The following is a 24,206-nucleotide window of genomic DNA, read 5'->3' as shown; positions in this document are numbered from 1 at the left end:
GCTTACAGGCCCAGTTCCGGGATTGAGGCGAGCCGCGACCTGCTGTAAGGCCCTTCGTCCGGCCGCGAGGCCCGGCGACGCACCCGTAGCTCAGCTGGATAGAGTGCTGCCCTCCGAAGGCAGAGGTCACAGGTTCGAATCCTGTCGGGTGCGCCATTCTTCCCAGACCGTGTCGTCTACTCCAGATCGGTCTGGATCCATTCCGGCGAGTGGTGGATGTCGATCGTCTGGAGCCGGCCGGGGCCGAGGTTCTCGAACCGGTGCGGCACGCCCCTGGGCCCCAGCACCACCTCGCCGGCCGAGGCTTCCAGCACCGCGTCCCCGACGAAGAACCGAGCCCGGCCCTGAACGATCACGAAGGTCTCGTCATAGGGGTGGACGTGCAGCCGGGGGCCGATCCCGACCTCGTCCGTGCCATAGGCCAGGACGGTGACGGCCGATCCGAGGTCGAGGCCCGGGACCGAACCCTTCCAGGGGCCGTCCTTGTCGGGATCGAACAGGCGGGACTTCGATGCGGGACGGCCGTCGGGCGGCGTGTTCGCGGGGTCGAAGTCCTGGCGCGCCACGGCTCAGTCCAGCCCGTCCTCGGTGACGACGAAGGCGCGGCCTTCGGCGCGGGCGGCGGCGGCGAGGTCGTTCTGGACCAGATGCCAGCGGCGCAGGCGCTCGAAGTCGATCGCGTGCTGGGGCGCGGCGTCCAGCCAGTCGGTGAAGGCGCGCTTGGCCTGTTTGTACTGGGGCGCGGTCGGGTCCGGCACGGGCGGGACCTGGGGCAGGCGGCTGGCGACATCCGAGGGAATGGGGAAGTCGCCGGAACTGGTCGTCAGGATCATGGCGGGGCTCGCTGGGGAGGAGAGTCTTTCGCCATTTAGACAGGCCCGGGCGTCCGGCGCCACCTTTCGGCGCGAACGGCGTTCCGGCAGGAGCGCCCTGATATGGCCAAGCTCTTGGGGCTGGTGAGGGCGAGAGGGAGACGACATCATGATCCGGACCCAAATCCTTGCGGCCTTCGCCGTTCTGGCCCTGACCGCCGGCGCGGCCCAGGCGCAGAAGCCGACGGGTCAGGCCCACGCCGCCGACCGGGCCGACCAGCTGCTGAGCCAGGCCCAGCCCGCCACCCCGACCGTCAACGACGGCGAGGCCTATCACCGCGCGGACGATTCCGAGCAAGACCCGGCCGAGGTCCGCACGACCCAGGCGCTGAACGACGAGATCGCCTCGCGCAATCAGCTGGCCCAGAACCAGGAAGACGCGGATCGGGCCCGGTACGAGGAGACGGTGACCGCCTCGACCCAGGCCCAGCTGGCCTATGAGGCGGATGTCCGCAGGTCCCAGGCCGCCCAGAGCGACTGGGAGGCGGAACAGGCCCGCTGGCAGGCCGAGCGCGCCCGCTGGGAGGCCGATGTCCGCGCCTGCGAGGCGGGTAACCGCAGCCGCTGCTCGACGCGGGTCCGCTAGAGCGCGACCTCCCGGCGCGAGGCGTGGCTGCGGAGGCCGGCGTCCAGCACCTCCATGAGCTGGAGGGCCTGCCGGGCCGTGACGGGCGGCGGGCCTTCGCCACGCAGGGCCGAGGCGACGCCGGCGTAGAAGGCTTGGTAGTTCCCGGCCGGGCCGGGGGCGGGCGTGCGTTGGCTGGTCTCGCCGTCGACGAAGGTCGCGGGCCTGGGATCGACACCCCAGCCGGGGGCGCCCACGACCATGCCGGACTTGGACTGGTCTTCCTGCACGTCGAGGCCGGACTTTAGCCAGCTGCCCTTCGTGCCGTGGACGGCGAAGCGGACGTCGGGCGCGGCCGAGACCATGGCGGCGTTCAGGATCACCCGCCTGTCGGGATAGCGCAGCACGGCATGGGCCCAGTCGGGGGTCTGGCCGCCGGGGCGCTGGATGGCGAGGTCGCAGGTGATGGCCTCAGGGCTTCCGAACAGGGTCAGGATCTGGTCGACCAGATGGGGGCCGAGGTCCATCCAGACGCCGTCGCCGTCGTTCTCTCGCCAGCGATCGCGGACCAGGGGGCGGTGGCGGTCGTAGCGGCTCTCGACCGTCACGACCAGGCCCAGACGGCCGGAGGCCAGCTCGGCCTGGAGGGCGAGGAAGTCGGCGTCCCAGCGGCGGTTCTGGAAGACGGACAGGAGGACGCCTGTCTCCTCCGACAGCTCGACCAGACGCCGGGCGCCGGCGAGGTTCAGGGCAAAAGGCTTGTCGACCACGACCGGCTTTCCGGCCTTGAGCGCCGCCTCGGCCTGTTCGGCGTGGAGGGCGTCGGGCGTGGCCAGGACGATCAGGCCGATGGTCGGATCGGCGAGGACGGACTCATAGGTCGGGACCACCCGGACGTCGGGCCAGACGGCGCGGACCTCGTCCGGGCGGCTGGACACGACGGTGTGTAGCTCGAGGCCGGGCTCGGCCGCGACCAGGGGCGCGTGGAAGGTCTTTCCCGCATTGCCGAAGCCGACAACGGCGACGTTGGTGGTCATTGGGAATCTCGGGAAAGTTGCGCTAGAATTCTCCTCCCTGTCGCGCAGCGATGGGGAGGTGGCGCGGCGCGGCTTCGCGCCGTGACGGAGGGGGCGACCGGGTGGCGGACGGGATCGGCTATCAGCGCGCGCGGGCTTTTAGGCGGAACCTGACTCCGCCCGAGGCGCGACTGTGGCGTTGTCTGAAAGGCGATCAACTGGCCGGGCTGGGATTTCGCAAACAGCACCCGATCGGTCCCTACATCCTCGACTTCTACTGCGCGGCCGCGAAGCTGGCGGTGGAGGTCGATGGCGGAACCCACTCCAACGACGCCCAGATCGCCCACGACGAGCGCAGGACGGCCTGGCTCAAGGGGAAGGGCGTCCGCGTCATTCGGGTGCGGGCCATCGCAGTTCGGGACGAACTCGACGGCGTTCTGGAGTTCATCGAGGGGGAGGCTCAGGGTCGGATCCAGTCTGGTCTTTGAGATCGCCTCGCCCCCTCCGTCACGGCCCCAAGCGGGGCCGCGCCACCTCCCCATGCTGCGCACGGGGAGGAGAAACGGAGCGTCACCCCGGGACCAGGCTCATGTCGCGGCGGGCCATCATCTTGTCGAACTCGCCCCAGACGCCGTCGGCGCCGTGCCAGTTTCCTTGCGTCGCGGCCTTGGAATATTCCGTGGCGCGGGCCTCGAAGAAGTTGGCGTGTTCGACGCCCGACAGCAGGGACTGCAGCCAGGGCAGGGGGTTTTCCTTGATGCCGTAGAGCTCGGGCAGCTTCAGCTGGCGCAGGCGCCAGTCGGCGATGAAGCGGATGTATTGCTTGATGTCGTCCGGCGTCATGCCGTTCACCTCGCCCGCCTCGAAGGCCAGGTCGATGAACTTGTCTTCCAGACCGACCACGGTGCGGCAGCATTCGACGATGTCGTCGGCGACGGCCGGGGTGACGCAGCCCGTTTCCTTGTTGAAGGCGTGGTAGAGCTTGATGATGCCGTCGCAGTGCAGGCTCTCGTCGCGCACCGACCAGGACACGATCTGGCCCATGCCCTTCATCTTGTTCTGGCGCGGGAAGTTCATCAGCATCGCGAACGAGGCGAACAGCTGCAGCCCCTCGGTGAAGCCGCCGAACATGGCGAGCGTCCGGGCGATGTCGGCGTCCGTCTCGACCCCGAACTGGCCCATGTAGTCGTGCTTGTCCCGCATGGCCTCGTATTCCATGAAGGCGCCGAACTCGCTCTCGGGCATGCCGATGGTCTCGAGCAAGAGGGCGTAGGCCGCGATGTGGATGGTCTCCATGTTGGCGAAGGACGACAGCATCATCTTCACCTCGGTCGGTTTGAACACCCGACCGTATTTTTCCATGTAGTTGTCGGCGACCTCGATGTCCGACTGGGTGAAGAAGCGGAAGATCTGCGTCAGCAGGTTGCGCTCCTTGTCGTTCAGGTTCGCCGCCCAGTCCTTGCAGTCCTCGCCCAGCGGCACCTCTTCGGGCATCCAGTGGACCTGCTGCTGCTTCTTCCACATGTCGAACGCCCACGGATAGCGGAACGGCTTGTAGGCGGCCGAGGGGGTCAGCAGGCCGGCCTTGGCAGGCGTGATGATCGTGTGCGCGTTCATGGGAGGAGACCGGAATCCGAGCGGTGAAAAGGACTGGGGCCAGTGAACCCCAGAATCGCCCTAATTGCTACCGGTTGATGGTTAACGATCCCCAGCATCAACATCTTGTGTGGATCAGGGGATGATTTGGCACTGTTTCCGAATTTGGAGTGCCAACGTGCCAACGTGCCACGGTCTATGATGTCGAAGGCGGGGGCGTGTCGCCGAGAGCGTCGAGGCGACGCAGATAGGCGGCGCGCAGATGATCGACGTCGCGGAACAGTTCGCCCTCCGCCTCGGCCCGGTCGCCGCAGCGATCCATCCGTTCCAGCACCCGGATCCAGGCCAGGGATTGCTGGGGCCGCCCCATGGCCGCCTCTTCCGAGGCCTTGCGAAAGGCGAAGCGGCGCAGGATGTGCGGCCGGGGCTCGAACAGGAGGCCGAACTCCTCGGCCCCTTCGTCCGACATCACCTCCAGCATCTCGTCGCCGACGGCGCGCGCGGCGGCGCGCCGACGCTCCAGAACGTCGTCCTGACGCCGCCACTCAAACTGAGCGATGCGACGTCGGAGGGTTCGCAGGGAGATGCCGTAACGTTCGGCGAGAACGGGAGCGGTGGCGCCCGCCCGATAGGCGTCGCGGATCTTCAACCAGATTTCGACGGGCGGCTCTGTGGATTGGGTCTGGGTCATGCGCCCAGTGTCGCCCAGCTCCTTGGTTGGGCAGGGAAGAAGGCTCTCAAAAGTCGCGGCCGTTGAATTCAAAGGCGTTCTGGGGCGATCCTTTGCCAACATCGGCGCGATGTTTGACAAGGAAGAGGCCCGCCCGCGTTCGCTCGGGCCTCTCGAAGGCGGGGCGAAGCGGTCAGGCGGTCAGACGCCGCCGCTGAAGCATCAGGGCCGCGGTGATCGTCGATCAGGAAGCGCCGACCACTGGACATGGGCGGCGGCGCGATTAACGGGGAAGCTTCACTGTTCGAGCCGACCCGGCATGACCGACACCGCCTCCCTGCCTCCCGTCCATCGGCGGCCCGGTTTCGCCGAGGCGATGCGGAACTCCACCCACGCGCCCCTGGCCCTGCTGGACCGCGATCCGGGCTTCTATCGCTGCATCGGCGACATCCCGACCTATGCGATGGGGGTGCTGGCCCTGCATCTGCACGCGACCGACCGGCTGCATCACCGGGGCCTGCGCGAGGCGGCCAGGGATCTGTTCAGCGCGGGGCGGGCCTCGGCCATCCTGAAGCGGATGCAGACCGCGGGGCTGATCGTCCCGCTGGACGATTTCCGGCAGGGGCGGCAGCGGCGGTACGGCCCGGCGCCGGAGATGGTCCGGGCGTTTCGCGCCGGTTACCTGATCGAACTGAACAGCCTGGCCGCGCTGGATCCGCGCGTCGGGCCGATGGTCGAGACGTTCGAGGCCTCCGATGTGTTCGCGCGGATCGTGGGCTTCCTGGCCATCCGCCATCTGGCGGCGCCGGCGCTGGATCAGGAGCTGATCGAGCCGTTGGGCGGGGTCGGGCGGCGGTCCATGGGGCTGTTCCTGGCCTACAGCCTGGCCGAGACGGCCTTCCGGGCCGGGCGCACGCGGGCGGAGGGGACGGTGGAGGTCAATCTGTCGGCCCTGGCGCGGCGGCTGGGAATCTCCCGCACCCATTCCCGACGAATCCTGACGATGTTGCAGGAGGCGGGGCTGGTGGAGGAGGGGGAAACGCCCAATTCGCTGATCCTGACGCCCGCCTTCGCCGACGCCTACGAACTCTATTTCCTGGGCATGTTCAGTATCTTGCTGGCCGCCGTGGGGTGCTGGGAGGGGTGAGGCGGAAGGCCTTCGACGGCGTCGTCGGCGCGAAAATCGTCCGAAACCGTACCAGAATTGTCCACTGGACATTGTTCGGCGAGGGGTGATCTTGGGCGCTCCACCAACGGGGGAACCTGGAAATGAAACTGCTTCTCGCAACCACGGCCATGAGCCTGCTCATGGCGGCCGGCGTCGTGGCTCCGGCCTCGGCCGAGGCCGAAACCGCTCCGTCCGAAACGCCGGTCTGGATGGCTTCGGTCATGTCGCTCGCCACCGACAGCGGTCTGTCGCTCGTCCAGGACGAGGATGACTGCGAAGACGAGGACGACGAAGAGGACGAGGACGAAGACGAAGACGACGAGGAAGACGACGAAGACGAGGACGAAGACGAGGACGAAGACGACTCGGACGATGAGGACGAGGACGAAGAAGACGACGAGTGCGACACCGAGGAGTAGGCCTGAAGGCCCGCTTCATCGGTTGAAGCTGGGGGCGGCGATCCGGGGGGATCGCCGCCCTTTCTCGTTTCAGGCGGCCCTGTTTGAGGCGGCGTGGGCCGTCTCGTCGAGGCGGAGCGTCAGGACGCGCACCCCCGTCTTCGTCACCGCCACCGTATGCTCGAACTGGGCCGAGAGCTTCCGGTCCGCCGTGACCACGGTCCAGCCGTCGTCCTCCGTGCGGACCGAGCGGACGCCCTGGTTCAGCATGGGTTCGATGGTGAAGGTCATGCCTTCCTTGAGCGTCATCCCCGAACCCGCCTTGCCGAAATGCAGGACCTGGGGCGCCTCGTGCATCTCGCGCCCGATGCCGTGGCCGCAGTAGTCGCGGACGACCGAATAGCCGGCGCGCTTGGCGTGCTGTTCGATGGCGTGGCCGATGTCGCCGAGGGTGGCGCCCGGTTTCACCACGCGGATGCCCTTCCACAGGGCCTCGTAGGTGGCGCGGACCAGTTTGCGGGCGGCCGGGCCGACGTTCCCGATCAGATAGGTCTTGGAACTGTCGGCGATGAAGCCGTGCTTCTCCAGGGTGATGTCCAGATTGACGATGTCGCCGTCCTTCAGGACCTCGTCCTTCGACGGGACGCCGTGGCAGACGACCTCGTTGATCGAGCAGTTCAGGACGAAGCCGTAGCCGTACTGGCCCTTGGACGCCGGGCGGGCCTTGAGGTCGTCGACGATGAAGGCCTCGACCCGGTCGTTGACCTCGAGCGTCGTCATTCCGGCCAGGGTCAGGCCGTCCAGATGGGTGAAGACCGAGGCCAGGAGGCGACCGGCCTCGGCCATCAGCTCGATCTCTTCAGGCGTCTTGGTCATGCGGCGACAGGAGGCGTTTCGACGCCCGCGGCCTTGAGCTCGCGCGCCATCAGCTCCTGAAAGCTGAGGCCGGGGTTGAGCTCGCACAGCATGCCCAGCCTGATCCAGAAGGCGGCCTGGGCGTTGATCGAGCGGCAGGACGCCTTCGACGCGCGACGCAGCTGTTCGTGCAGCTCGTCCTCGATGTTGACGATGCCCATGGGGCGGCTCCGCATATATGTTTCGTATGCGGCGTGTATATGCGAACCATGGCCCCGGCAAGGCGGCCGGACCGCTACTCCTTGATCTCGGCGACCAGGGTCCTGAGGCCCTCGGGGTTCAGCGTCGCCCACAGGATCAGCGCCGTCAGCAGGGGGGCGATGGAATAGGCGACGTAGCGTCCGATGATGACGACCTGGGCCACGAAGGGATGGAGCGGCGGCTGGTCGGGGCGCATCGTCACCGTCATGGTCTCCGACGCCAGGTCGGGGCTCAGCATGGGGGCCAGATCGCCCCAGACGGACAGGGCGACGCTGACCATGAAGACCAGGCACAGGACCGGCACGGCGATGGCCGCCGCCCGCCAGAGACGCGCCACGCGCGGCGGGGCGATCATGAAGGCGGCCAGCAGCGGGAAGCCCAGCATCATGCGACGCAAGGATTCGCGGTCCATCGGCAGGCTGATGGGCTGACCGGCCTGGGTCAGGGGGGTGCCGACCATCCAGGCGCCGTCGGCGCCCGTACCGATCTCGCCCGTCAGGCCGAACAGGCGGAAGACCAGACCGGCCAGGGGCCGCAGCAGGCCGATGACGACGTCGGCGCCCCAGATCCACCAGAGCGGCAGAAGGACGATCAGGGAGAGGCCAGCCCACAGGGCGAAGCGGCGACGTTCGGCCTCTTCCGGCGTGCGGGCGGCCAGGCGCGACATCAGGCTCATGCCGCGACCTCCTTAGCCTGACGGTCGGCGGCCTCGCGCCGCGCCTGCCAGCGAGTCCAGAAGAAGAAGATCAGGAGGCCTTCCAGCCCGATCATGGCGTCCCACACATAGTGGTGGAAGAAGTCGAACACTTCCTGGGAGCCGCGCGACAGATAGAGCAGGCTGATGATGCGCAGGAGGTTGATGGTCTGGAGCGCGACGATGCCGGCGGCGGCGCCGATCAGGCCGTAGCGGAGCTTGCCCGGGAAGGCGATGATGGCGGCGCTGAGAAGGGCGCAGACCTCCACGGCGTTGCAGCCGGCCAGGACCTGAACCGCGCCCTTGCCGTCGTTGAAGCGCAGGATGGCGCCGTCGGCGATCACCCGGTTGTCGAACAGGTCGATCAGGAAGGCGCAGGCGTGGACCAGGCTGCGCGTGAAGGGGGCGACGAACATCCGCTCGGCCCAGGGCGTGGCCAGGACGCTGAACAGCGCCACGGTGATCAGGAGGAACAGGCCCAGATAACGGACGGCCGGCGACTTCAGCATTCAGACGGATCCCCTCGACGCGACGCCCCCCAAGGCCCGCCGGTTCGCTCTTTCATGACCGCCGACGCCGGGCAAGGGGCGCCGTGACCCTGCGACCGGGAACCGCATCGACCAAACAGGGGTTTTCACGACGCCGGCCGAGCGTCGGGGGTCTCGGTTTGCTGAGCGCCCTGCTATGGCCCGCTCGCCCCGTCGCCCCCCTCCGGGCGGCGGGGCTCCTTGTATAAGGTGGGTCGAAACGCGGGGGCGACGATGGCCGGCGAGTATCTGGTCTATGGGGCGGTGGGGTCCGGTTCCGTGCCGGTCGAGGCGGCCCTGACCCTGATCGGCGCGCCCTATCGGGTCGAGGAGATCGTCACCTATGAATCGGAAGGGGAGCGGCGGCGAATGGCCCCGCACAATCCGATGCGTCAGGTTCCGGTCCTGGTGACGCCGGACGGTGAGACGATCACCGAGAGCGCGGCCATCCTGATCTGGCTGGCGGAACGGCATCCGGAGGCGCGGCTGGCCCCGCCGCCCGGCGATCCGATGCGGGCCCAGTTCCTGAGATGGATGTGTTTCATTCCGGCCTCGATCTATTCGATCTACTGGACCCGCGACGTGCCCTCGCGCCTGGTCGGGGACGATCCGCAGGCGCAAGCCGAGCTGCTGTCGCGGACGCAGACGCGGATCTCGGACTGCTGGGCGGCGATGGAACGCCAGATCGAGCCGGCGGGCGACTTCCTGCTGGGCGACACGGTGTCGGTGCTGGACCTCTATATGGCGGTGGTCAGCCGTTGGCGGCCGCTGAGGCCCCGGTTCCATGAGGTCGCGCCGAGGCTGGGACAGGTGGCGCGACGGGTCGACGCCCTGCCGCAGCTCAAGGCCTTCTGGGCCGAACGGTTCGCCTTCGAAGGCGACTACGCCGACTGAGGCGGAACCCCGGAGACCGGGCGGCCGTTTTCAGACCCTTGTTCCAAGGGCGCCGCTTCCGATGTCAGACACAGTCGTCGATCCCAGTTTCCATCCGCCGGAAGAGGCCGTGGCCTTCTACGAGGAGAGCCTGCGGCTGCTGAAGGAGAGCGGCATCCCCTTCCTGCTGTCGGGGACCTATGCGGTCACGGCCTATACGGGGATCAGTCGCCCGACCAAGGACCTGGACGTCTTCTGCAAGCCCGGCGACTACCCCCGCATCCTCGCCTTCTTCCAGGCGCGCGGCTACCGCACCGACGTCGAGGACGAGCGCTGGATCGCCAAGGTCTGGAAGGACGAGAAGCATTTCTTCGACGTGATCTTCGCCATGTCGAACGGGACCATCGCCGTCTCCGACAGCTGGTTCGGCGAGGACACGATCGAGGTCTATGGCCACGAGGTGCAGATCACCCCGCCGACGGCCCTGATCCTGTCGAAGGTCTTCATTCAGGACCGCTATCGTTACGACGGGGCGGACGTGAACCACGTCATCCTGAAGCAGGCGGGGGCCATCGACTGGAAGAGCCTGCTGGACCAGATGGACCTCTATTGGGAGGTGCTGATGGCGCACCTTCTGAACTACCGGTTCGCCTATCCGACCGAGCGCAACAACATCCCGGCCTGGGTGATGACCGAGCTTGCGCAGAGGCTGGAGGCCCAGGTCACCCTGCCGCCGCCGCGCGTGAAGGTCTGTCGCGGCCGTCTGTTCAGCCCGCGCGACTATATCGCCGACATCACCGAATGGGGCTTTGGCGACATCGTGGGCAAGGGACTGGAGGAACGTCATGACCCAATCCACTGATCCGCAAACGCCCCAGCCCGGCCTCGACGCCGGTCCCAAGAAGAGGCTGCGCGTCGCCGCCGTCGGCGATCTGCATGTCGGGGAGGCGTCGGAGAAGCCGTATCGGGAGCTCTTTGAACAGGTGCATCAGGACGCCGACGTCCTGTGCCTGTGCGGGGACATGGTCAATTTCGGCAAGACGCGAGAGGTCGAGATCCTGATCGAGGACCTCAAGACCTGCCGGATCCCCATGGTCGGGGTCATGGGCAATCACGAGCACGAATGCGGCCAGCCGGACCACGTTCAGGACATGCTGTGCGAGGCCGGGGTGAAGATGATCGCGGCCGGCCGCAGCTACGAGATCGAAGGCGTGGGCTTCGCCGGCGGCAAGGGGTTCGTCGGCGGCTTCGGCCGCTACATGCTGAGCCCGTTCGGCGAAGGCTCGATCAAGACCTTCGTGCAGGAGGCGGTGGAGGACGCGAACCAGATCGAGACCTCGATCCGGTCGCTCAGGACCGAACGGTCGGTGGTGCTGCTGCACTACTCGCCCGTGGTGGACACGGTGGTCGGAGAGCCGCCGGAGATCCACGCCTTCCTCGGCTCGTCGCGTCTGGCCGAGACCATCGACCGCTACGAGAACGTGAAGCTGGTGGTGCACGGCCACGCCCATCGCGGCGCGCCGGAAGGGGCCACCCATCGCGGGGTGCCGGTCTATAACGTGGCCCTGCCGGTGCTGCGGACGCTGGGCGACACGCCGTATCGGGTGTTCGAGGTCTAGCCCAAATCATCCGTGCACCCCAGCGAAGGCTGGGGTCCAGATCACGGATTCAGGCGGCCGGGATGACGCACCGGCTCCGCTGCTCAGACCGGCGGAGACCTCCATCTGGACCCCAGCCTTCGCTGGGGTGCACGGATAGGGACTGCGTCAGGCAGCTTCCTCGTTCGCTTCATCGTTCACGCCCATGACGGCGTCGATGGCGGCGAAGAGGCTGGCGTGGGTCAGGGGTTTGGCGACGTGGCCGTCCATGCCGGCGGCGAGGCATCGGGCCGCATCCTCCGGCATGGCGTCGGCGGTCACCGCCAGGATCGGGGTGCGGGAAAAGGCGCCGTCCAGGGCGCGGATCGCCTGGGTGGCGGCCAGGCCGTCCATGCGCGGCATCCGCACGTCCATCAGGATCAGGTCGAAGGGCGAGGAGGAGGCCATCTCCACCGCCTCGACCCCGTCCGTCGCCTCGAAGACGTCGCAGCCGAGCGGGGCCAGCATCAGGCGGGCGACCTCGCGATTGGTCGGGTGGTCGTCGACGATCAGGACGCGGGCCGAGCCGCCGGTCTCGGCCGGGGCGGGGTCGGCGGCCGGGGCGACAGCGTCGGTGTCGGCCAGGACCAGGGGCAGGCGGACGACGAAGGTCGATCCGGCCGGGGAGGTGCTCTCCAGCGCGATCCGGCCGCCCATGGCGTGGGTCAGGCGCTGGGCGACGGCGAGGCCGAGGCCGGCCCCGACATGGTCGCGGCTGATGGAATCGTCGGCCTGGACGAAGGCGCCGAACAGGTGGGGCGCGACGCCGGGGGCGACGCCCGGCCCCGTGTCCGTGACGCGGAAGACGGTCTCGGCGCCCTCGCGTTCGACACCGAGGACGATCTGGCCCCGGCTCGTGAACTTGATCGCATTGGAGACGAGCCGGTGCAGGATCTGGCGCAGCCGCCGCCGGTCGCCCAGCACGGGGGCCTCTGCGCCCGACTGGACGCGGATGTGGATCGGCAGCTGTTTGGCGCGGGCGCAGTCGCCGCTGGCGGCCGCGACCTGGGCCAGCAGGTCCGCAGGGTCGATCGCGTCCGTGCCGACGACGGCGTCGCCGCGCGAGACCTCCAGCACGTCCTCGACCAGGGTCAGGAGAGCGGCCCCGGACTTCTGGATCTCCCCGACCTGATGGCGGGCGTCCTCGGCCAGGTTGGGGCGGCGCGACAGCACCTCGGCATAGCCCATTACGCCGTGCAGGGGGGTTCGCATCTCGTGGCTCATCAGGGCCAGGAAGCGGGACTTGGCGGCGTCGGCGGCCTCGGCCTGACGACGGGCGATCTGGGCGGCCAGGGTCCGGGCCTCCAGACGCTCCATCATGCGCCGGCGCTCCGACACGATGGTCGAGACCGGCAGGGCGACGGCGATCATCGTCAGGAGGAAGCCGTAGAAGACGTTCAGCTGACGCACGATGGTCGGGACATGGGCCAGCTCGGCGTCGACGGCCAGACGCTGGAGGGTGGCCGGGCCATGGCCGGTGATGGTCGCCACCCCGCCGACCAGGGTGACCAGAAGGACGGCCAGGGCGGTGCCGGTCGTGGAGACGCGGAAGACCAGGAGCAGAAGCGGCGGGAAGATCAGATAGGTGATCGGCAGGCTGGACTGGCAGAAGACCGTCAGGGTGACCGCCGTCAGCAGGCTGAACAGGGCGATGCTCTCCTTGGGTCCGGCGATGGCGCTGGTGTCGCGGAACCGATGACGACGGGCCAGAAGCAGCAGGGTCGGGGTCACCGTCAGAAGACCGATCGCCTCCATGGCGAAGTAGCGCTGGGCCGTGAAGGCGGTCATCTCGGCCGAATAGTGGTGCGTGGTCGCCGCCACGCTGACGATGACGACGGCGACGGCGATGACGGCGGGGGTCACCGCCCCCAGGGCGAAGCGCAGCAGGCGGCGGGGACGACGCAGGTCCAGCGCCGCGCCGCAGAGCCGCCGGGCCAGGACGCCCGCGATCAGAACCTCGGCCAGGTTCAGCACCGCGTTCAGCCAGAAGAAGGGGGCGGCGTCGCCGCGCACCAGGTTGGACGACAGATTGACGGCGAAACAGGCGATCAGGACGGCGATCGCCTTACGGCGGCGCAGTTGCAGGAAGGCGGCCAGAAGGATGCCGTTGGCGGGCCACATGACGACCGCGCCGAACTGTTTCGCGCTCCAGATGCCGATGAGCAGACTGGCGCAGAACAGCGCCACATAGGCCCAGGCCGGCGGCCCGGCTTCGCGTCCTGTTTCGTGGCGGAACAACCGCCAGCGACCTTGCATCAGCGTCTTCCCCTGCCGCACGGATTGGTCATGCCACCACAAGCGTTAATGCAGGGTAGAATCTCTATCCGTAGTTCCCCCTATCCGAGGACGACCGGGGCAGGGTCCTTCCGTCCGCGAAGGCGCACGGTGAAGCTCGGGAAAAGGTTGCGACGCCGAGGGCGAAAACATCGACCCGTGGAGCCGAAGCAACAGTGCCAATTAAGCGGGGCTGTGGATGGTAGACAGTTTCAAAAGGTTAATATAACGCTGATTAGGCGGCTCGCCCGACCTTTCAGGACTTCGCCTGACAGGGGAAAAGCGAGGTCTCGCAAGGACTTAAGGGGAGCTGACCATGGATCCGATCACTTCGATCGTGGCCGCCATGCTGATCTCGGGCGCTGCCGCCCCGGACGGCCATGGCTGCCCCGAAACACCACACTACGGCGATGTCCCGTGCGCCTGTACGCGCGTCGTCGACTTCTACGGCCCCTGGACCGGTGGCGGTCACGGCTGGCCGGGACCGGGGGGCTGGGGCCCGCCGATCAACAACCCGGGCGGACCGATTCGCGTCGCCGCGCCGGGCGTTCGCGTGATCGGTCGCCCGATCAACGTCGCCAGCCCGGCCATCTACATCGACGGCCCGCCCGTCTATGTCGACGCGCCGCCGATCCGCATCGCGCCGGCCCAGATCTACGTCCAGCGTCCGGACGTCGTCGTCCGTCCGTCGGAAATCCTGGTCGAGCCGCCGGAAGTCCACTTCTCGGACTGCGCCGACGGCACCGTCTGCACCCCGGTCACCCCGGGTCACTAAGACGACCAAGGTCTGAAACGACGAGAGGCCCGGGCGGATGTCCGGGCCTCTTTTCGTTGCGGCCTATCGCGGCGCGACGATGGGGACGGGCGCGCCCGGCATGACGTGGATCTGGTCGGCCCGTTCGGCGGCGACATGGGCCTGGAAATAGAACCGGTCCGTCGGCCGTCCGCCCTCGGAGATGTTGATGCGGGTCCGAAGCGCGACCCCGTCCACCACGACGGTACGGCCGATCAGCCGGTCTTCCGGCGGGCCGCCGAGCTGTTCGGTCAGGGCGTCGAGAGCGGCGCCCCGGACCACGACGGTCAGGGTTCCAGGGTCCCTATAGTCGACCTGGGAATTGAGGAAGACGCGACCGAGCTCGCGACCACCGCCCCGGACGACGAAGGCGAACTGGCCCGGCAGATATCCCGTCTCCGCCACGCCGCGAACGGCCTCTTCGGCCGAATAGACCCGGGGCTCGACATATTCCGGCCGGTCCCTCGGGGGAGCGGTCTGGGCGCCGGCCGATGTCGCGGTCAGGGCGACCGCCATGGCGGCGAGAAGGCTCGTCATGCTGACGTTCGGTTTCATGCGTCGCTCTCCGGTCGAGGAGGCGACCCTGCCGGAGCGGGCGGGGGATGGAAAGGCGGCGCGACGAAAGGTCCGCCGGATGCGCCTAGTCCTCGGCGGCTTCGTCTTCCGGTTTGGCTTCAGCAGCCTTGGCCTCGGCGACTTCGGTCTGGGCGGGTGACGCCGTGGTCGGAGCCGGGACGATGCTCGTGCTCGCCGTCGTCGGAGCCACGCAATACTCCCGCGTCTCGCGCGCCAGACCCATGTAGCCGCCGTCCAGCGCCGTGCGGACGGCGGCGTCGCAGCGCTCCTCGCCCAGCAGTCGGGTGACCTCGCGACGGACGGCCAGATAGGCGGTCTGCTTGTCGCGCAGGGTGCGGGCCTCGCGGCGGTCGTCGGGCAGGCAGAGCGACATCCAGCCGGCGTCGGCGCAGCGGGCGACCAGCTGGTTCTCGCGTTCCGTCAGGACGCCGCTGTCGATCGGCCGGATCGGGCCGGCTTCGGCCGCGGCCATCGGGGCGGGCGCGGTCGGGGTGGGCGACGTCGGAGGCGCGACCGGGGGCGTGACGGTCACGGGCGTCGCGACCATCGGCGCGGTCGTGACCGGCACGAGGGTCTCGGGCGGCACGGTCCCGGTCTCGGCGGACGGGGCGGAGCCCAGAACGGTGGCGGGCGCGTCGGCGACGATGTTCGTCCCCGGCACCGGCACGATCAGGATGTCGGGTACGGCGTAGCGGCAGACGTAGCGGCCGTTCTCCAGCGCGCAGGACTGCAGCGACGCCTGAACCGCCTGACCCTCGGGCAGGGTCAGCGGGCTCGCGACGAGGGCGATCATCAGACCGATCATGGAAGCCTCCCGCCGATGCGCCGGCGCGGGGGCGCCGACACCTCGGTTCAGTGTCACATTAACCCTTTTGCGGGGCGTGGACCTAACGAAATCTCAGCTTTCGGCGACCGACGTTTCGTCGCGGCCCGAGGTGTCGTCGACCAGATGGGCGTGATGACGCGTCTGGCGACGCTCCACCGCATAGCTGACCAGCCAAAGCGCCATGGCCCAGGCCGCGCCGACGCACCATCCGGCCATGACGTCGGACGCCCAGTGGGCCCCCAGATAGACCCGCGTCAACCCCACCATCAGGGCGAAGACCATGCCGACGCCCAGCACATAGGCCTTCAGCCGCTTCTTCGGAAAGGCGCGGGTCATCATCACTGCCACCGACAGATAGAAGACGGTGGACAGCAGGGCGTGGCCGGACGGGAAGCTGGCGTTCAGCGTCGCCACCGCCTGATAGACGGCCGGGGGGCGTTCCCGCTCGAAGATCGCCTTCAGCCCTTCTGACAGGGCCACCCCGCCGGCGAGGCCCACGACCAGCAGCAACGCCGACAGCCGCTTCCTGAGGATCAGCAGCATGCCGATCGCGACGATGGCGAACAGGCCCAGCACCGCGATGCCGCCGAGGGAGGTGATGTCGCCCGCCGCCTCTTGCAGCCACCAGGGCCCGCGCGGCTGACCGGCGATCGGCTGCATCCATTGCAGCACCATCTGGTCGAAGGCCTGGCCGTCCGCCTCGGTCATGTCGTCGGCGATCTCGACGAAGGTCATGATCCCAAGGGTCACGATGGCCAGGGCGCCCAGGGCGGCGAACTCGGCGCGGGCGACGGTCGCCGCGCGGCGCAAAAACGGAACGAGGTCGGAGGATTTCATCGCCCCCGAAACGGCCAAGCTGGGCCTGCGTTCCCGATCACGGCTTCGTGAATCCGGTCACGATGGTGCGTCGCACGGCCGTCGCGGCTTTTGCACAGGCTCATCCCCCGTCGCGTGATGATTCGAGACGAATTCCGACGTCAAGCCCGTTGACCATTGGTTAGGCATCTGGGACCCATATATTGGTTCAGGGAGCGCTTCGGCCACTAGATGCAGTGGTTGCGGCGCAGGCGGCTTAACTTCTGTTTTTGTTCAGGGCGATGACCATTATGGCTGGCGGCGAAGCGTTGAAGACGGTGGAATTCGAGGCGGTTACGGCTGCGCCGACCCCTGAGAAGCCCCATCTGACGGTGGTGAAGAGCATCGAACTGGACCGGTCGCGCGACGACCTGCTGACCGACTTCGGCAAGAAGACGCTGGAGGACCGCTACCTGCTGCCCGGCGAGAGCTATCAGGACATGTTCGCCCGCGTCTCGACGGCCTTCGCCGACGACGCCGACCACGCCCAGCGCGTCTATGACTATATGTCGAAGCTCTGGTTCATGCCCTCGACGCCGGTGCTGTCGAACGGCGGCGCGAACCGCGGCCTGCCGATCTCCTGCTTCCTGAACTCGGTGCAGGACTCGCTGGACGGCATCCAGCGCGTCTGGAACGAGAACGTCTCCCTGGCCTCGAACGGCGGCGGCATCGGCACCTACTGGGGCGGCGTCCGTTCCATCGGCGAGAAGGTGAAGGGCGCGGGCCAGACCTCGGGCATCATCCCCTTCATCCGCGTGATGGATTCGCTGACCCTGGCGATCTCACAGGGGTCGCTGCGTCGCGGTTCGGCGGCGGTCTATCTGGACGTCCACCACCCGGAGATCGAGGAGTTCCTGGAAATCCGGAAGCCCTCGGGCGACTTCAACCGCAAGTCCCTGAACCTGCACCACGGTCTGAACATCACCGACGAGTTCATGGAGGCGGTGAAGGCCGGCAGCCTGTTCGCCCTGCGCTCGCCCAAGAACAACGAGGTGATGCGCCAGGTCGACGCCCGCTCGCTGTGGCAGAAGATCCTGGAGATCCGCCTGCAGACCGGCGAGCCCTATCTGATCTTCTCCGACACGGTGAACCGCCAGATGCCCAAGCACCAGCAGGAGCTGGGGCTGAAGGTGAAGCAGTCGAACCTGTGCTCGGAAATCATGCTGCACACCGGGCCCGACCACCTGGGCATCGACCGCACCGCCGTCTGCTGCCTGTCGTCGGTCAACGCCGAGATGTTCCTGGAGTGGCGCGAGGAGCCCCGCTTCATCGAGGACGTGATGCGCTTCCTGGACAACGTCCTGGAGGACTTCATCACCCGCGCCCCGCCGGAAATGGCCGCCGCCGTCTATTCGGCCAAGCGCGAGCGTTCGGTGGGTCTGGGCCTGATGGGCTTCCACTCCTTCCTGCAGTCGCAGGGCGTGGCGTTTGAATCCGCCATGGCCAAGTCGTGGAACATGCGCCTGTTCAAACACCTGCGTCGCGAGGCCGACAAGGCCAGCGTCAAACTGGCCGAGGAAAAGGGCCCCTGCGCCGACGCCGAAGAGCGCGGCGTGATGGAGCGTTTCTCGCACAAGTTGGCGATCGCCCCGACGGCTTCAATCTCCATCATCTGCGGCGGCACGTCGGCGGGCATCGAGCCGATCCCGGCCAACATCTACACCCACAAGACCCTGTCGGGCTCGTTCGCGGTCAAGAACCCGTACCTGGAGCAGCTGCTGGAAGGTTACGGCGCCAACACCGACGCGGTGTGGAACTCGATCCTGGAGCACGAGGGTTCGGTCCAGCACCTGGACATCCTGAACGACGACGAGAAGGGAATCTTCAAGACCGCCTTCGAACTGGACCAGCGCTGGGTCGTCGAACTGTCGGCCGACCGTTCGCCGGAAATCTGCCAGGCCCAGTCGATCAACCTGTTCATCCCCGGCGACGTCAACAAGTGGGACCTGCACATGCTGCACTGGCGCGCGTGGGAGACCGGCGTGAAGTCGCTCTACTACCTGCGCTCCAAATCGGTTCAGCGCGCCGCCTTCGCCGGCGCCGACGGCAAGGAAGAGGCCGAGGTCGACCCGAACCAGCCGGACCTCTTCTCGGCCGCCCGCACCGACTACGACGAGTGCCTGGCCTGCCAGTAAGCGGACACGATTTCGCCATGTGACTGCGACGAGCGGTTCCCTCCGGGAGCCGCTCGTTTTCGTTTGGGATGGCCCTCTCCCCTTGCGGGAGAGGGAGACGGCGCACGGCGGCGACAGCCGTCGTCCTTGCGCCGACGGGTGAGGGGTGAAACTCACTTCAGCCGGATGAGCACCGGACCCATCTATGCTGCGTCCTCGTACCCCTCATCCGACCTCGCTTCGCTCGGCCACCTTCTCCCGCAGGGGGAGAAGGGCGTGACGGGGCGAACCGGCGCTCCAGCCCCTTAACCCTCTTGCAAACCCCCGATAGGGGAACCTCTGCGTTAAAAGTCGCGTTGGGCGATCATGTCAGGAAGGTGTCGCGAAAATGCGATTGGACTCCTGGGGAATCCGGTGCAGGGTGAAAGCTGTTAACGGACTGTGAGGGGACCGTTGATCCGTCTGAGGCATCTTGTTCTGAGCGTAGCGGCGCTGGCGGCCCTGTCCGTCCCGGCGAGCGCACAGACGTGGGTGAACCAGAACTGGTCCGAGGCCCAGCAGGAAACCGCCTCCAGCATCACCGCACGACTGAACAGCCAGGTCGGCTTCAGCGCCCCGCCCGTTCGCGAGTTCGCGCCGGTGGTGGAGTTCGCCTCAGACTATACGCCGGTCGAGGAGCGCAGCGCCTTCGCCGCCACCACGACCCGCGACGTCTGGCGCGAGGCCGACGGCTACAGCGACCGTCTGAGGCTGCGGACGCGTGGGGAACTGCGCCGCGCCGACGGGGCGCCCCTGCCGCTGACGTCGATGGATCAGGCCATGTTCGACGCCGACGGCTATGACGTCAGCTACACGCGCGGCTGGAACGCGGCGCGCGGCTATACGGCGTCCGGCCTGGAAGTCACCCTGAGCCCGCATGTCGGCATCGGGGCGGGCGACCGGGGCGGCACGGCCGAGGCCGGAGCGACGCTGCGCATCGGCTCCAGCGCCGACCGCATCCTGCCGGAAGGCTCGGCGGCGTTCGGAGAGCGCGCCCGCTGGTACATCTACGCCGCCGGCTCGGGCACGGCGGTCGGCTATAATTTCGCGCGCAACCGCGACGGCGAATACGCTCGCTCGGGCTACAGCCGCGACAGCGGCTCCTTCCTGGGCGACGCCTCGCTGGGCGTGGCGATGCGCAAGGGCGACATGCAGGGCTCCTTCGGCCTCGTCTACCGCGAGATCCGCGCCGAAGGCATCTCGGGCCACGGCATCGACAACGACGTCAGCGAGGGGCTGGTCGCCTTCCAGCTGTCGATCAAGCCGAAGTGGTGACGGCCGGTCAGATCCAGCCGCGTCGCCGGAAATAGATCAGGGGCGCGACGGCCGAGAGGACCATCAGGCCCAGCGCCATCGGATAGCCCTCCATCCAGCGCAGCTCGGGCATGTGCTCGAAATTCATGCCGTAGATCGCGCCGATCAGGGTCGGCGGCATCAGCACCGCCGTGAAGATCGAGAACATCTTGAAGATCGACGACTGCTGGATGTTGATCAGCCCCAGCGCCGCCGAGAGCTGGAAATTGATGCCCGCCGCGACCGCCTGATTGTGGGCGATCAGGCTGGCGGCATCGCGGCTGAGGGAGCGCAGATGCTCGCGCGGCTCCTCCAGACGCTCGAACCAGTCGTCGACCCCGACGAAGGAGAAGACCCTGGCCAGGCCCGCCAGGCTCTGTTCGATCCGGGCGTTGGCGATGTGGGCCCGGCCGAGCTTGGTGATCAGGTGCTGGAACTCGACGCTCTTGCCTTCGGAAAAGACGTGGACGCCGAAGCCCTCGACCTTGGCGGCGAGGCCCGACAGGACGTCGGAGGCGCGGTCGATGATCGCCTCCATCAGGTTCAGGAACATGTCCGCCCCGGTCCGGCAAAGCGACGGCTCGCGCTCCAGCTTGTCGGTGAACAGGCTGAAGGGCCGCGGATCGAAATAGCGGATCGTCACCATCGGCCCCTTGGTCAGGACGAAGGTCACCGGATCGATGCCCGGCAGGTCGTCGTCGTCGCGGTGCAGGTCGTCGTCGCCCCGGTGCAGGACGTCGGCGGTGACATAGGTGGCGCCGTTCTCGCGGTAGAGGCGGCTGGAGGCCTCAAGCTCGCTCATCTCGGCGCGCGTGGGGATGGAGATGCCCAGCGCCTTCTCGACCGCGGCGTCCTCGCCGTGGCTGGGCTCGATCATGTCGATCCAGAGGGTGTCGGCGGGCATGTCCCAGCCGCCGATGACGTCGATCTCGACCGCCTCGCAGGCGGCGCAGCCCGAACGATAGAGGCGGATCATTCGGGGGAGCTCGATTTTTAGGGGGTGGGGCCGGTCTTAGTTTTGCGCCGGGGCGGCGGCGTAACCGGTGGTGTTCGAGGCGACCTGGCGGCCGGCGGCATAGGCGTCGCGCGCGCCCTGATAGATGAAGCCGTAGGTCGGATAGACGGTCGAGCCGAGGTCGCGGATCGGATTGTACCAGACCTTCACCTGGGACCAGTCGTTGGCGCCGGAGACGTCCACGACGGTGACGTTCTCTTCGACGCGGCCACGGCTGCCGCCCCAGTTGGCGTGGGTCACGCGGATCACGCGGTCGGTCAGGATGTCGGAGACGACGGCGACGTGGCCCCGGCTCATGCGGCCTTCGGGACGGAAGACCAGGACCGAGCCGGTTTCGGGGGCGCGGCCGGTGCGGAAGCGATCCACGGCCTGGTTCCACCAGGTCCAGGCGTCGCCGAAGATGTTGATGCCCGAGAACATTCTGGCGAACGTCACGCACTGCCAGTACGGATCCTCAGCCTTGGCCGGAGCGGGCGACAGGGCGAAGAAGCCCAGGCAAGCGGCAACCAGCGCGGCGGTGATCCGTTTCGTCATGTTGGGATTGTTTCCGACTGTTACGCCCGGCCTTATCCCTAGACGATAGTTAGCGTGGGGTAAAAGCCCCTTTTCAGGCGAGTTGTGGATCGCCTGTGCGCGCTTTCGCGCGCTCGGCGCGGCGTTGTGCAATGCCGCGAAGCGCCCGCCGGGCGGGGAATTCCACCAGGTGATAGGACACCGCCGCGACCACCGGCAGCATCAGGAACACGGCCAGCCACACAAAAAGTTGAAGCTTGTCGCCGCCGCCCGTGAGCTTGGACGCCGCGTTCACGGCCAGCAGTTTCCATGGCACCACGACCATATAGACCGAATAGCTGATCTCCCCCAGATAGACGGCGGGCCTGGACGCCAGCCAGCCGGCGCGCGCGTTCGGCAGCGAAGCGAGGCTCAGGATCAGGCCGCCGCACAGGGGCACGATGACGGCGTCGGGCGCCGACAGGAAGCCTGCGACCGCGATGGCGACGGCGAAGCCTGCGCTCATCAGGCCGGGACGCGGCAGGGCGATCTTTCGGTGCATCAGATAGAGAGCGCAGCCCAGGGCGAAGCAGGGAACGATGCGCAGGGCGCCCCAGGCGATGGTGGCCTGGGTCAGGGGGAAGCCCGCCAGCATCGGGAAGACGATGTAGAGGCCCACGAGGAAGGCCACGGCCCCGATCACGGCCGCGATCGGCCGCTCGCGCAGACGCCAGGCGACGACGGCGAACACCGGGAAGCTGAGATAGGCGAACCACTCCGCCGAGATCGACCAGGACGGATGATTCCAGCCGGCCACGGGCGCGAAGCCCCAGGCGTGGACCATCAGCAAGTTTGCCGGGAGGGCCGACCAGCTGAGGATATTGCCGTTGACGCTCATCCCGGCGGCCAGCGCTCCGAAGGCCAGGACGCCGACGCCGACCAGGGTGGCGATATGCAGCGGATAGACCCGCGCGATCCGCGCCCACAGGAAGGCGCCGTAGCTGAACCGCTTCTCGCCGTGCGCCGCCAGATAGACGTGGCAGAGGATGAAGCCCGACAGGACGAAGAAGAGCTCGACCCCCAGATAGCCCTTGGCCACCAGGTTCGGCATCCAACTGACGTCCAGGTCCGGCCAGAAGGCGAACAGGGCCACCCAGATGGCGGCTCCGAAGCGCAGCGCGGTGAGAGGTCGCAGGTCCTGCGGCGTTTCCAGCTGGGTCATGCGCCCCATATGCAGCCGACGCGGTTCCAGAACCGTTAAGTCAGCGATGAAAGTTTCCGACGTGACCCCACCCGCCTTCTGTTTCGACCAGATCGTCGCCTCCGCCGCCGCCTCGGCGGGCCTGACGGAGGCGCAGGGCCAGGTCGCCCTGATCGGGGCGCTCGGCCTTCTGGATCGTCATGCGGGGCGGGAGCCCCTGGCCGCCCTCTACGCCGCCGTTCCGGGCGCGGAGGCCGCCGCGCGGTCCAAGGCGGCCGAGCGGCCGAAGCGCGGCCTGTTCGGCGGCCTCATGGCCTCGGCCGGCGGGGTGTCGGGCGCGGCCGTGGCCGAGGCGATGGGATTGCTTGAGCGGTTGAAGGAGGCGGGTGTCGACAAGGCGGCCCTGAAACGCCTCCTGCCCGCCGCGCGCGAGACGGTGCGGGCGGCGACGGGGCGTGACCTGTTGGGCGAGGCGGTGAAGAGCGTGCCGGGCTTGGGGCCACTGTTGGGGGATGGGTAGCTGAACGCCGCTTAGAGTCGAGGGTGAATGATCACCACCCGCCTCCCCAGGTCTGCGCGACAAAGCCAGCGATCATTGAGACGACTGCCGCCAGCATGAAGGCAGCGAAGCCGATCAGCACCTTCCGCCAATAACCCTTGTGCCGGTCTCGAGGTTTGAAGCCGACAGCCCACATCGGTAGCCAGTAGCGGGCCGCATAGAACCATGCGGCCACGCCAACGCACCAGCAAACGATGAACAGCTTCTGCATGATGTCAGCGAGTGGCGTCATGCTCTGGATCTCAGCTGCCCAGGTTACGGCGCCGGCTGGCTGTTCAGAAACGCCACCGAGGCCGCGCAGCCGTTCAGCTTCTGGGAGCCCAGCTCGACCCGCGCCGTGAGGGGATAGATGCGGTCGCTCATGCCGTCGGAGCATTCGGTGGCGATCAGGGTGACGACCAGGGTCGTGCCGTCGGCGCCGGCGGCGGCGTAGACGGCGGTCGTGCCCTGGATGGTCGGGCCAGGGTTGGTCGCGGTCAGGCCGGGGTGATCGACGGCGGTGTAGGCCAGATGTTCGGGCGTGATCTCGACGCCCCAGAAGGGCTCGGTGCCGATGGCGCGGACCGGCTGGCCCAGATCGACGCCGCCCAGGACGGCGGGCGCGGCGGGCGGGGGCGCCTCGGCCGGCGGGGCTTCGCCTCCGTTCGAGCAGGCGGCGAGGCCGAAGACGGTGAGGGCGAGAAGAGGAAGGCGCATCGGATCGGCTCCGGACCGGGGTTCGTGGAGGACCATGCAGTCCCGGCCGCCGGGGTTCAATACGGGTCGCGCTCTTCGCCGTCCTCGCGGCCGGGATCCAGGGTGTTGTCGACCTGTTCGTCCCAGCCCTCGCGGTTGGACTTGAAGGCCAGGGCCATCAGCCCCCAGGTCAGGCCCACCGTTCCCGCCACGCCGAGCGCCATGGCGATCCAGCCGTGCAGCGGCAGGTCGCCGCCGCCGATGGCGACCCAGAACAGCCCCAGCCCCCAGGTCGCGACGGCCGCCACGGCGAGGGCCAGAAGGACGCGCAGGGACTGACGAAGAAGACCGGCCATGGCCCA

The 24,206-nt window shown here is 67.9% G+C and carries 30 protein-coding genes and 1 tRNA gene; 12 read left to right on the top strand and 19 right to left on the bottom strand.

The annotated features are described in order from the left end of the window. The first annotated feature begins 79 nt into the window (after window positions 1-79). Window positions 80-156: transfer RNA gene (locus tag ACETK8_RS00245), tRNA-Arg, on the top strand. Window positions 157-176: 20 nt separating this feature from the next. Here ACETK8_RS00245 and ACETK8_RS00240 read toward each other — a convergent pair. After that, complete coding sequence (locus ACETK8_RS00240) at window positions 177-566, bottom strand: cupin domain-containing protein (RefSeq protein WP_374037598.1); 390 nt, start codon at window positions 564-566, stop codon at window positions 177-179. A 3-nt stretch (window positions 567-569) separates the two neighbouring features. After that, the gene (locus tag ACETK8_RS00235) at window positions 570-833 is read right to left on the bottom strand and encodes a hypothetical protein (RefSeq protein ID WP_374037597.1); all 264 of its coding nucleotides are present in this window, start codon (window positions 831-833) and stop codon (window positions 570-572) included. A 148-nt stretch (window positions 834-981) separates the two neighbouring features. On the opposite strand from ACETK8_RS00235, the gene ACETK8_RS00230 reads away from it, so the two are divergent. Next, window positions 982-1,458 (top strand): hypothetical protein, encoded by a 477-nt coding sequence (locus ACETK8_RS00230; protein ID WP_374037596.1) that lies wholly within the window; start codon window positions 982-984, stop codon window positions 1,456-1,458. Here the strand turns inward: ACETK8_RS00230 and ACETK8_RS00225 are convergent. Further along, window positions 1,455-2,474, bottom strand: coding sequence for an oxidoreductase (locus ACETK8_RS00225; RefSeq protein WP_374037595.1), 1,020 nt, complete (start codon window positions 2,472-2,474; stop codon window positions 1,455-1,457). The genes ACETK8_RS00230 and ACETK8_RS00225 overlap by 4 nt on opposite strands. Before the next feature lie 101 nt (window positions 2,475-2,575). On the opposite strand from ACETK8_RS00225, the gene ACETK8_RS00220 reads away from it, so the two are divergent. After that, window positions 2,576-2,941 carry an endonuclease domain-containing protein gene (locus ACETK8_RS00220; RefSeq protein ID WP_374037594.1) on the top strand — a complete coding sequence of 122 codons (366 nt, stop codon included), beginning with the start codon at window positions 2,576-2,578 and terminating at the stop codon, window positions 2,939-2,941. 82 nt (window positions 2,942-3,023) lie between these two features. Here the strand turns inward: ACETK8_RS00220 and ACETK8_RS00215 are convergent, their stop codons facing one another. Continuing rightward, window positions 3,024-4,070 carry a ribonucleotide-diphosphate reductase subunit beta gene (locus ACETK8_RS00215; RefSeq protein ID WP_374037593.1) on the bottom strand — a complete coding sequence of 349 codons (1,047 nt, stop codon included), beginning with the start codon at window positions 4,068-4,070 and terminating at the stop codon, window positions 3,024-3,026. A gap of 175 nt (window positions 4,071-4,245) precedes the next feature. Next, window positions 4,246-4,740: a hypothetical protein gene (locus tag ACETK8_RS00210; RefSeq protein WP_374037592.1), complete on the bottom strand. Its 495-nt coding sequence runs from the start codon at window positions 4,738-4,740 to the stop codon at window positions 4,246-4,248. Window positions 4,741-5,038: 298 nt separating this feature from the next. On the opposite strand from ACETK8_RS00210, the gene ACETK8_RS00205 reads away from it, so the two are divergent. Together ACETK8_RS00205 and ACETK8_RS00200 are read left to right on the top strand one after the other, a co-directional pair. Continuing rightward, window positions 5,039-5,866 carry a hypothetical protein gene (locus ACETK8_RS00205; protein WP_374037591.1) on the top strand — a complete coding sequence of 276 codons (828 nt, stop codon included), beginning with the start codon at window positions 5,039-5,041 and terminating at the stop codon, window positions 5,864-5,866. 122 nt (window positions 5,867-5,988) lie between these two features. Continuing rightward, window positions 5,989-6,306 carry a hypothetical protein gene (locus ACETK8_RS00200; protein ID WP_374037590.1) on the top strand — a complete coding sequence of 106 codons (318 nt, stop codon included), beginning with the start codon at window positions 5,989-5,991 and terminating at the stop codon, window positions 6,304-6,306. Between the two features lie 69 nt (window positions 6,307-6,375). Here ACETK8_RS00200 and map read toward each other — a convergent pair whose 3' ends face one another. From map to xrtH, 4 genes are all read right to left on the bottom strand, one after another. Then, a complete protein-coding gene (gene map / locus ACETK8_RS00195; RefSeq protein WP_374037589.1) occupies window positions 6,376-7,161 on the bottom strand; it encodes a type I methionyl aminopeptidase in 786 nt (261 codons plus the stop codon). Beyond that, window positions 7,158-7,361 (bottom strand): ParD-like family protein, encoded by a 204-nt coding sequence (locus ACETK8_RS00190; protein ID WP_374037588.1) that lies wholly within the window; start codon window positions 7,359-7,361, stop codon window positions 7,158-7,160. The genes map and ACETK8_RS00190 overlap by 4 nt, the downstream gene beginning before the upstream one ends. Window positions 7,362-7,435: 74 nt before the next feature. Then, on the bottom strand, window positions 7,436-8,077 hold the full coding sequence (locus ACETK8_RS00185) for an exosortase H-associated membrane protein (RefSeq protein ID WP_374037587.1): 642 nt from the start codon (window positions 8,075-8,077) through the stop codon (window positions 7,436-7,438). After that, window positions 8,074-8,604 (bottom strand): exosortase H, encoded by a 531-nt coding sequence (xrtH, locus tag ACETK8_RS00180; protein ID WP_374037586.1) that lies wholly within the window; start codon window positions 8,602-8,604, stop codon window positions 8,074-8,076. The genes ACETK8_RS00185 and xrtH overlap by 4 nt, the downstream gene beginning before the upstream one ends. A 252-nt stretch (window positions 8,605-8,856) precedes the next feature. Between xrtH and ACETK8_RS00175 the strand changes: the two genes are divergently transcribed. The 3 genes from ACETK8_RS00175 to ACETK8_RS00165 all read left to right on the top strand — a co-directional run bounded on the left by ACETK8_RS00175 (window position 8,857) and on the right by ACETK8_RS00165 (window position 11,114). Then, the gene (locus ACETK8_RS00175; protein ID WP_374037585.1) at window positions 8,857-9,516 is read left to right on the top strand and encodes a glutathione S-transferase family protein; all 660 of its coding nucleotides are present in this window, start codon (window positions 8,857-8,859) and stop codon (window positions 9,514-9,516) included. Between the two features lie 61 nt (window positions 9,517-9,577). Beyond that, window positions 9,578-10,357, top strand: a complete 780-nt coding sequence (locus ACETK8_RS00170; protein WP_374037584.1) for a hypothetical protein — start codon at window positions 9,578-9,580, stop codon at window positions 10,355-10,357. Further along, window positions 10,341-11,114: a metallophosphoesterase family protein gene (locus ACETK8_RS00165; RefSeq protein ID WP_374037583.1), complete on the top strand. Its 774-nt coding sequence runs from the start codon at window positions 10,341-10,343 to the stop codon at window positions 11,112-11,114. The genes ACETK8_RS00170 and ACETK8_RS00165 overlap by 17 nt, the downstream gene beginning before the upstream one ends. Window positions 11,115-11,261: 147 nt before the next feature. On the opposite strand, the gene ACETK8_RS00160 is transcribed toward ACETK8_RS00165, so the two are convergent. Beyond that, window positions 11,262-13,388, bottom strand: coding sequence for a response regulator (locus ACETK8_RS00160; RefSeq protein WP_374037582.1), 2,127 nt, complete (start codon window positions 13,386-13,388; stop codon window positions 11,262-11,264). 334 nt (window positions 13,389-13,722) lie between these two features. Between ACETK8_RS00160 and ACETK8_RS00155 the strand changes: the two genes are divergently transcribed. Next, on the top strand, window positions 13,723-14,181 hold the full coding sequence (locus ACETK8_RS00155; protein WP_374037581.1) for a hypothetical protein: 459 nt from the start codon (window positions 13,723-13,725) through the stop codon (window positions 14,179-14,181). A gap of 63 nt (window positions 14,182-14,244) precedes the next feature. Here ACETK8_RS00155 and ACETK8_RS00150 read toward each other — a convergent pair whose 3' ends face one another. The 3 genes from ACETK8_RS00150 to ACETK8_RS00140 form a co-directional block, all read right to left on the bottom strand. Further along, complete coding sequence (locus ACETK8_RS00150) at window positions 14,245-14,754, bottom strand: hypothetical protein (protein WP_374037580.1); 510 nt, start codon at window positions 14,752-14,754, stop codon at window positions 14,245-14,247. Between the two features lie 85 nt (window positions 14,755-14,839). Further along, complete coding sequence (locus ACETK8_RS00145; protein ID WP_374037579.1) at window positions 14,840-15,580, bottom strand: hypothetical protein; 741 nt, start codon at window positions 15,578-15,580, stop codon at window positions 14,840-14,842. Window positions 15,581-15,673: 93 nt separating this feature from the next. Further along, window positions 15,674-16,438: a phosphatase PAP2 family protein gene (locus ACETK8_RS00140; RefSeq protein ID WP_374037578.1), complete on the bottom strand. Its 765-nt coding sequence runs from the start codon at window positions 16,436-16,438 to the stop codon at window positions 15,674-15,676. A gap of 260 nt (window positions 16,439-16,698) precedes the next feature. On the opposite strand from ACETK8_RS00140, the gene ACETK8_RS00135 reads away from it, so the two are divergent. Beyond that, window positions 16,699-18,591, top strand: coding sequence for a ribonucleoside-diphosphate reductase subunit alpha (locus ACETK8_RS00135; protein ID WP_374037577.1), 1,893 nt, complete (start codon window positions 16,699-16,701; stop codon window positions 18,589-18,591). A gap of 432 nt (window positions 18,592-19,023) precedes the next feature. Beyond that, window positions 19,024-19,884 carry a lipid A-modifier LpxR family protein gene (locus ACETK8_RS00130; protein ID WP_374037576.1) on the top strand — a complete coding sequence of 287 codons (861 nt, stop codon included), beginning with the start codon at window positions 19,024-19,026 and terminating at the stop codon, window positions 19,882-19,884. Between the two features lie 7 nt (window positions 19,885-19,891). On the opposite strand, the gene ACETK8_RS00125 is transcribed toward ACETK8_RS00130, so the two are convergent. From ACETK8_RS00125 to ACETK8_RS00115, 3 genes are all read right to left on the bottom strand, one after another. Next, on the bottom strand, window positions 19,892-20,878 hold the full coding sequence (locus tag ACETK8_RS00125) for a magnesium transporter CorA family protein (RefSeq protein ID WP_374037575.1): 987 nt from the start codon (window positions 20,876-20,878) through the stop codon (window positions 19,892-19,894). Window positions 20,879-20,914: 36 nt separating this feature from the next. Beyond that, complete coding sequence (locus ACETK8_RS00120) at window positions 20,915-21,451, bottom strand: CHAP domain-containing protein (protein WP_374037574.1); 537 nt, start codon at window positions 21,449-21,451, stop codon at window positions 20,915-20,917. A 73-nt stretch (window positions 21,452-21,524) separates the two neighbouring features. Beyond that, window positions 21,525-22,631 carry an acyltransferase family protein gene (locus ACETK8_RS00115; RefSeq protein ID WP_374037573.1) on the bottom strand — a complete coding sequence of 369 codons (1,107 nt, stop codon included), beginning with the start codon at window positions 22,629-22,631 and terminating at the stop codon, window positions 21,525-21,527. 46 nt (window positions 22,632-22,677) lie between these two features. On the opposite strand from ACETK8_RS00115, the gene ACETK8_RS00110 reads away from it, so the two are divergent. Next, window positions 22,678-23,130 carry a hypothetical protein gene (locus tag ACETK8_RS00110; protein WP_374037572.1) on the top strand — a complete coding sequence of 151 codons (453 nt, stop codon included), beginning with the start codon at window positions 22,678-22,680 and terminating at the stop codon, window positions 23,128-23,130. A gap of 31 nt (window positions 23,131-23,161) precedes the next feature. On the opposite strand, the gene ACETK8_RS00105 is transcribed toward ACETK8_RS00110, so the two are convergent. Genes ACETK8_RS00105 through ACETK8_RS00095 form a run of 3 tightly spaced genes read right to left on the bottom strand, consistent with a single transcriptional unit; the run spans window position 23,162 to window position 24,200 of the window. Then, window positions 23,162-23,401 carry a hypothetical protein gene (locus ACETK8_RS00105; protein WP_374037571.1) on the bottom strand — a complete coding sequence of 80 codons (240 nt, stop codon included), beginning with the start codon at window positions 23,399-23,401 and terminating at the stop codon, window positions 23,162-23,164. Between the two features lie 23 nt (window positions 23,402-23,424). Further along, window positions 23,425-23,865: a COG3650 family protein gene (locus tag ACETK8_RS00100; protein WP_374037570.1), complete on the bottom strand. Its 441-nt coding sequence runs from the start codon at window positions 23,863-23,865 to the stop codon at window positions 23,425-23,427. A 56-nt stretch (window positions 23,866-23,921) separates the two neighbouring features. Continuing rightward, the gene (locus ACETK8_RS00095) at window positions 23,922-24,200 is read right to left on the bottom strand and encodes a hypothetical protein (protein WP_374037569.1); all 279 of its coding nucleotides are present in this window, start codon (window positions 24,198-24,200) and stop codon (window positions 23,922-23,924) included. Window positions 24,201-24,206: the final 6 nt, after the last annotated feature.

The organism is Brevundimonas staleyi, assembly GCF_041893865.1.
Lineage (GTDB): Bacteria > Pseudomonadota > Alphaproteobacteria > Caulobacterales > Caulobacteraceae > Brevundimonas > Brevundimonas staleyi.
The sequence above is the reverse complement of the archived record's forward strand: the minus strand, read 5'-3'. Positions and strand labels throughout refer to the sequence as shown.

Excerpts from the sequence above, each read along its gene's own strand:
- ACETK8_RS00235 (WP_374037597.1), bottom strand. The coding sequence starts at position 833 with ATGATCCTGACGACCAGTTCCGGCGACTTCCCCATTCCCTCGGATGTC.
- ACETK8_RS00160 (WP_374037582.1), bottom strand. The coding sequence starts at position 13,388 with ATGCAAGGTCGCTGGCGGTTGTTCCGCCACGAAACAGGACGCGAAGCC.
- ACETK8_RS00205 (WP_374037591.1), top strand. The coding sequence starts at position 5,039 with ATGACCGACACCGCCTCCCTGCCTCCCGTCCATCGGCGGCCCGGTTTC.
- map (WP_374037589.1), bottom strand. The coding sequence starts at position 7,161 with ATGACCAAGACGCCTGAAGAGATCGAGCTGATGGCCGAGGCCGGTCGC.
- ACETK8_RS00135 (WP_374037577.1), top strand. The coding sequence starts at position 16,699 with ATGACCATTATGGCTGGCGGCGAAGCGTTGAAGACGGTGGAATTCGAG.
- ACETK8_RS00215 (WP_374037593.1), bottom strand. The coding sequence starts at position 4,070 with ATGAACGCGCACACGATCATCACGCCTGCCAAGGCCGGCCTGCTGACC.
- ACETK8_RS00150 (WP_374037580.1), bottom strand. The coding sequence starts at position 14,754 with ATGAAACCGAACGTCAGCATGACGAGCCTTCTCGCCGCCATGGCGGTC.
- ACETK8_RS00105 (WP_374037571.1), bottom strand. The coding sequence starts at position 23,401 with ATGACGCCACTCGCTGACATCATGCAGAAGCTGTTCATCGTTTGCTGG.
- ACETK8_RS00175 (WP_374037585.1), top strand. The coding sequence starts at position 8,857 with ATGGCCGGCGAGTATCTGGTCTATGGGGCGGTGGGGTCCGGTTCCGTG.
- ACETK8_RS00155 (WP_374037581.1), top strand. The coding sequence starts at position 13,723 with ATGGATCCGATCACTTCGATCGTGGCCGCCATGCTGATCTCGGGCGCT.
- ACETK8_RS00210 (WP_374037592.1), bottom strand. The coding sequence starts at position 4,740 with ATGACCCAGACCCAATCCACAGAGCCGCCCGTCGAAATCTGGTTGAAG.
- ACETK8_RS00140 (WP_374037578.1), bottom strand. The coding sequence starts at position 16,438 with ATGAAATCCTCCGACCTCGTTCCGTTTTTGCGCCGCGCGGCGACCGTC.
- ACETK8_RS00110 (WP_374037572.1), top strand. The coding sequence starts at position 22,678 with ATGAAAGTTTCCGACGTGACCCCACCCGCCTTCTGTTTCGACCAGATC.
- ACETK8_RS00125 (WP_374037575.1), bottom strand. The coding sequence starts at position 20,878 with ATGATCCGCCTCTATCGTTCGGGCTGCGCCGCCTGCGAGGCGGTCGAG.
- ACETK8_RS00165 (WP_374037583.1), top strand. The coding sequence starts at position 10,341 with ATGACCCAATCCACTGATCCGCAAACGCCCCAGCCCGGCCTCGACGCC.
- ACETK8_RS00100 (WP_374037570.1), bottom strand. The coding sequence starts at position 23,865 with ATGCGCCTTCCTCTTCTCGCCCTCACCGTCTTCGGCCTCGCCGCCTGC.
- ACETK8_RS00230 (WP_374037596.1), top strand. The coding sequence starts at position 982 with ATGATCCGGACCCAAATCCTTGCGGCCTTCGCCGTTCTGGCCCTGACC.
- xrtH (WP_374037586.1), bottom strand. The coding sequence starts at position 8,604 with ATGCTGAAGTCGCCGGCCGTCCGTTATCTGGGCCTGTTCCTCCTGATC.
- ACETK8_RS00115 (WP_374037573.1), bottom strand. The coding sequence starts at position 22,631 with ATGACCCAGCTGGAAACGCCGCAGGACCTGCGACCTCTCACCGCGCTG.
- ACETK8_RS00190 (WP_374037588.1), bottom strand. The coding sequence starts at position 7,361 with ATGGGCATCGTCAACATCGAGGACGAGCTGCACGAACAGCTGCGTCGC.
- ACETK8_RS00120 (WP_374037574.1), bottom strand. The coding sequence starts at position 21,451 with ATGACGAAACGGATCACCGCCGCGCTGGTTGCCGCTTGCCTGGGCTTC.
- ACETK8_RS00145 (WP_374037579.1), bottom strand. The coding sequence starts at position 15,580 with ATGATCGGTCTGATGATCGCCCTCGTCGCGAGCCCGCTGACCCTGCCC.
- ACETK8_RS00225 (WP_374037595.1), bottom strand. The coding sequence starts at position 2,474 with ATGACCACCAACGTCGCCGTTGTCGGCTTCGGCAATGCGGGAAAGACC.
- ACETK8_RS00170 (WP_374037584.1), top strand. The coding sequence starts at position 9,578 with ATGTCAGACACAGTCGTCGATCCCAGTTTCCATCCGCCGGAAGAGGCC.
- ACETK8_RS00185 (WP_374037587.1), bottom strand. The coding sequence starts at position 8,077 with ATGAGCCTGATGTCGCGCCTGGCCGCCCGCACGCCGGAAGAGGCCGAA.
- ACETK8_RS00200 (WP_374037590.1), top strand. The coding sequence starts at position 5,989 with ATGAAACTGCTTCTCGCAACCACGGCCATGAGCCTGCTCATGGCGGCC.
- ACETK8_RS00095 (WP_374037569.1), bottom strand. The coding sequence starts at position 24,200 with ATGGCCGGTCTTCTTCGTCAGTCCCTGCGCGTCCTTCTGGCCCTCGCC.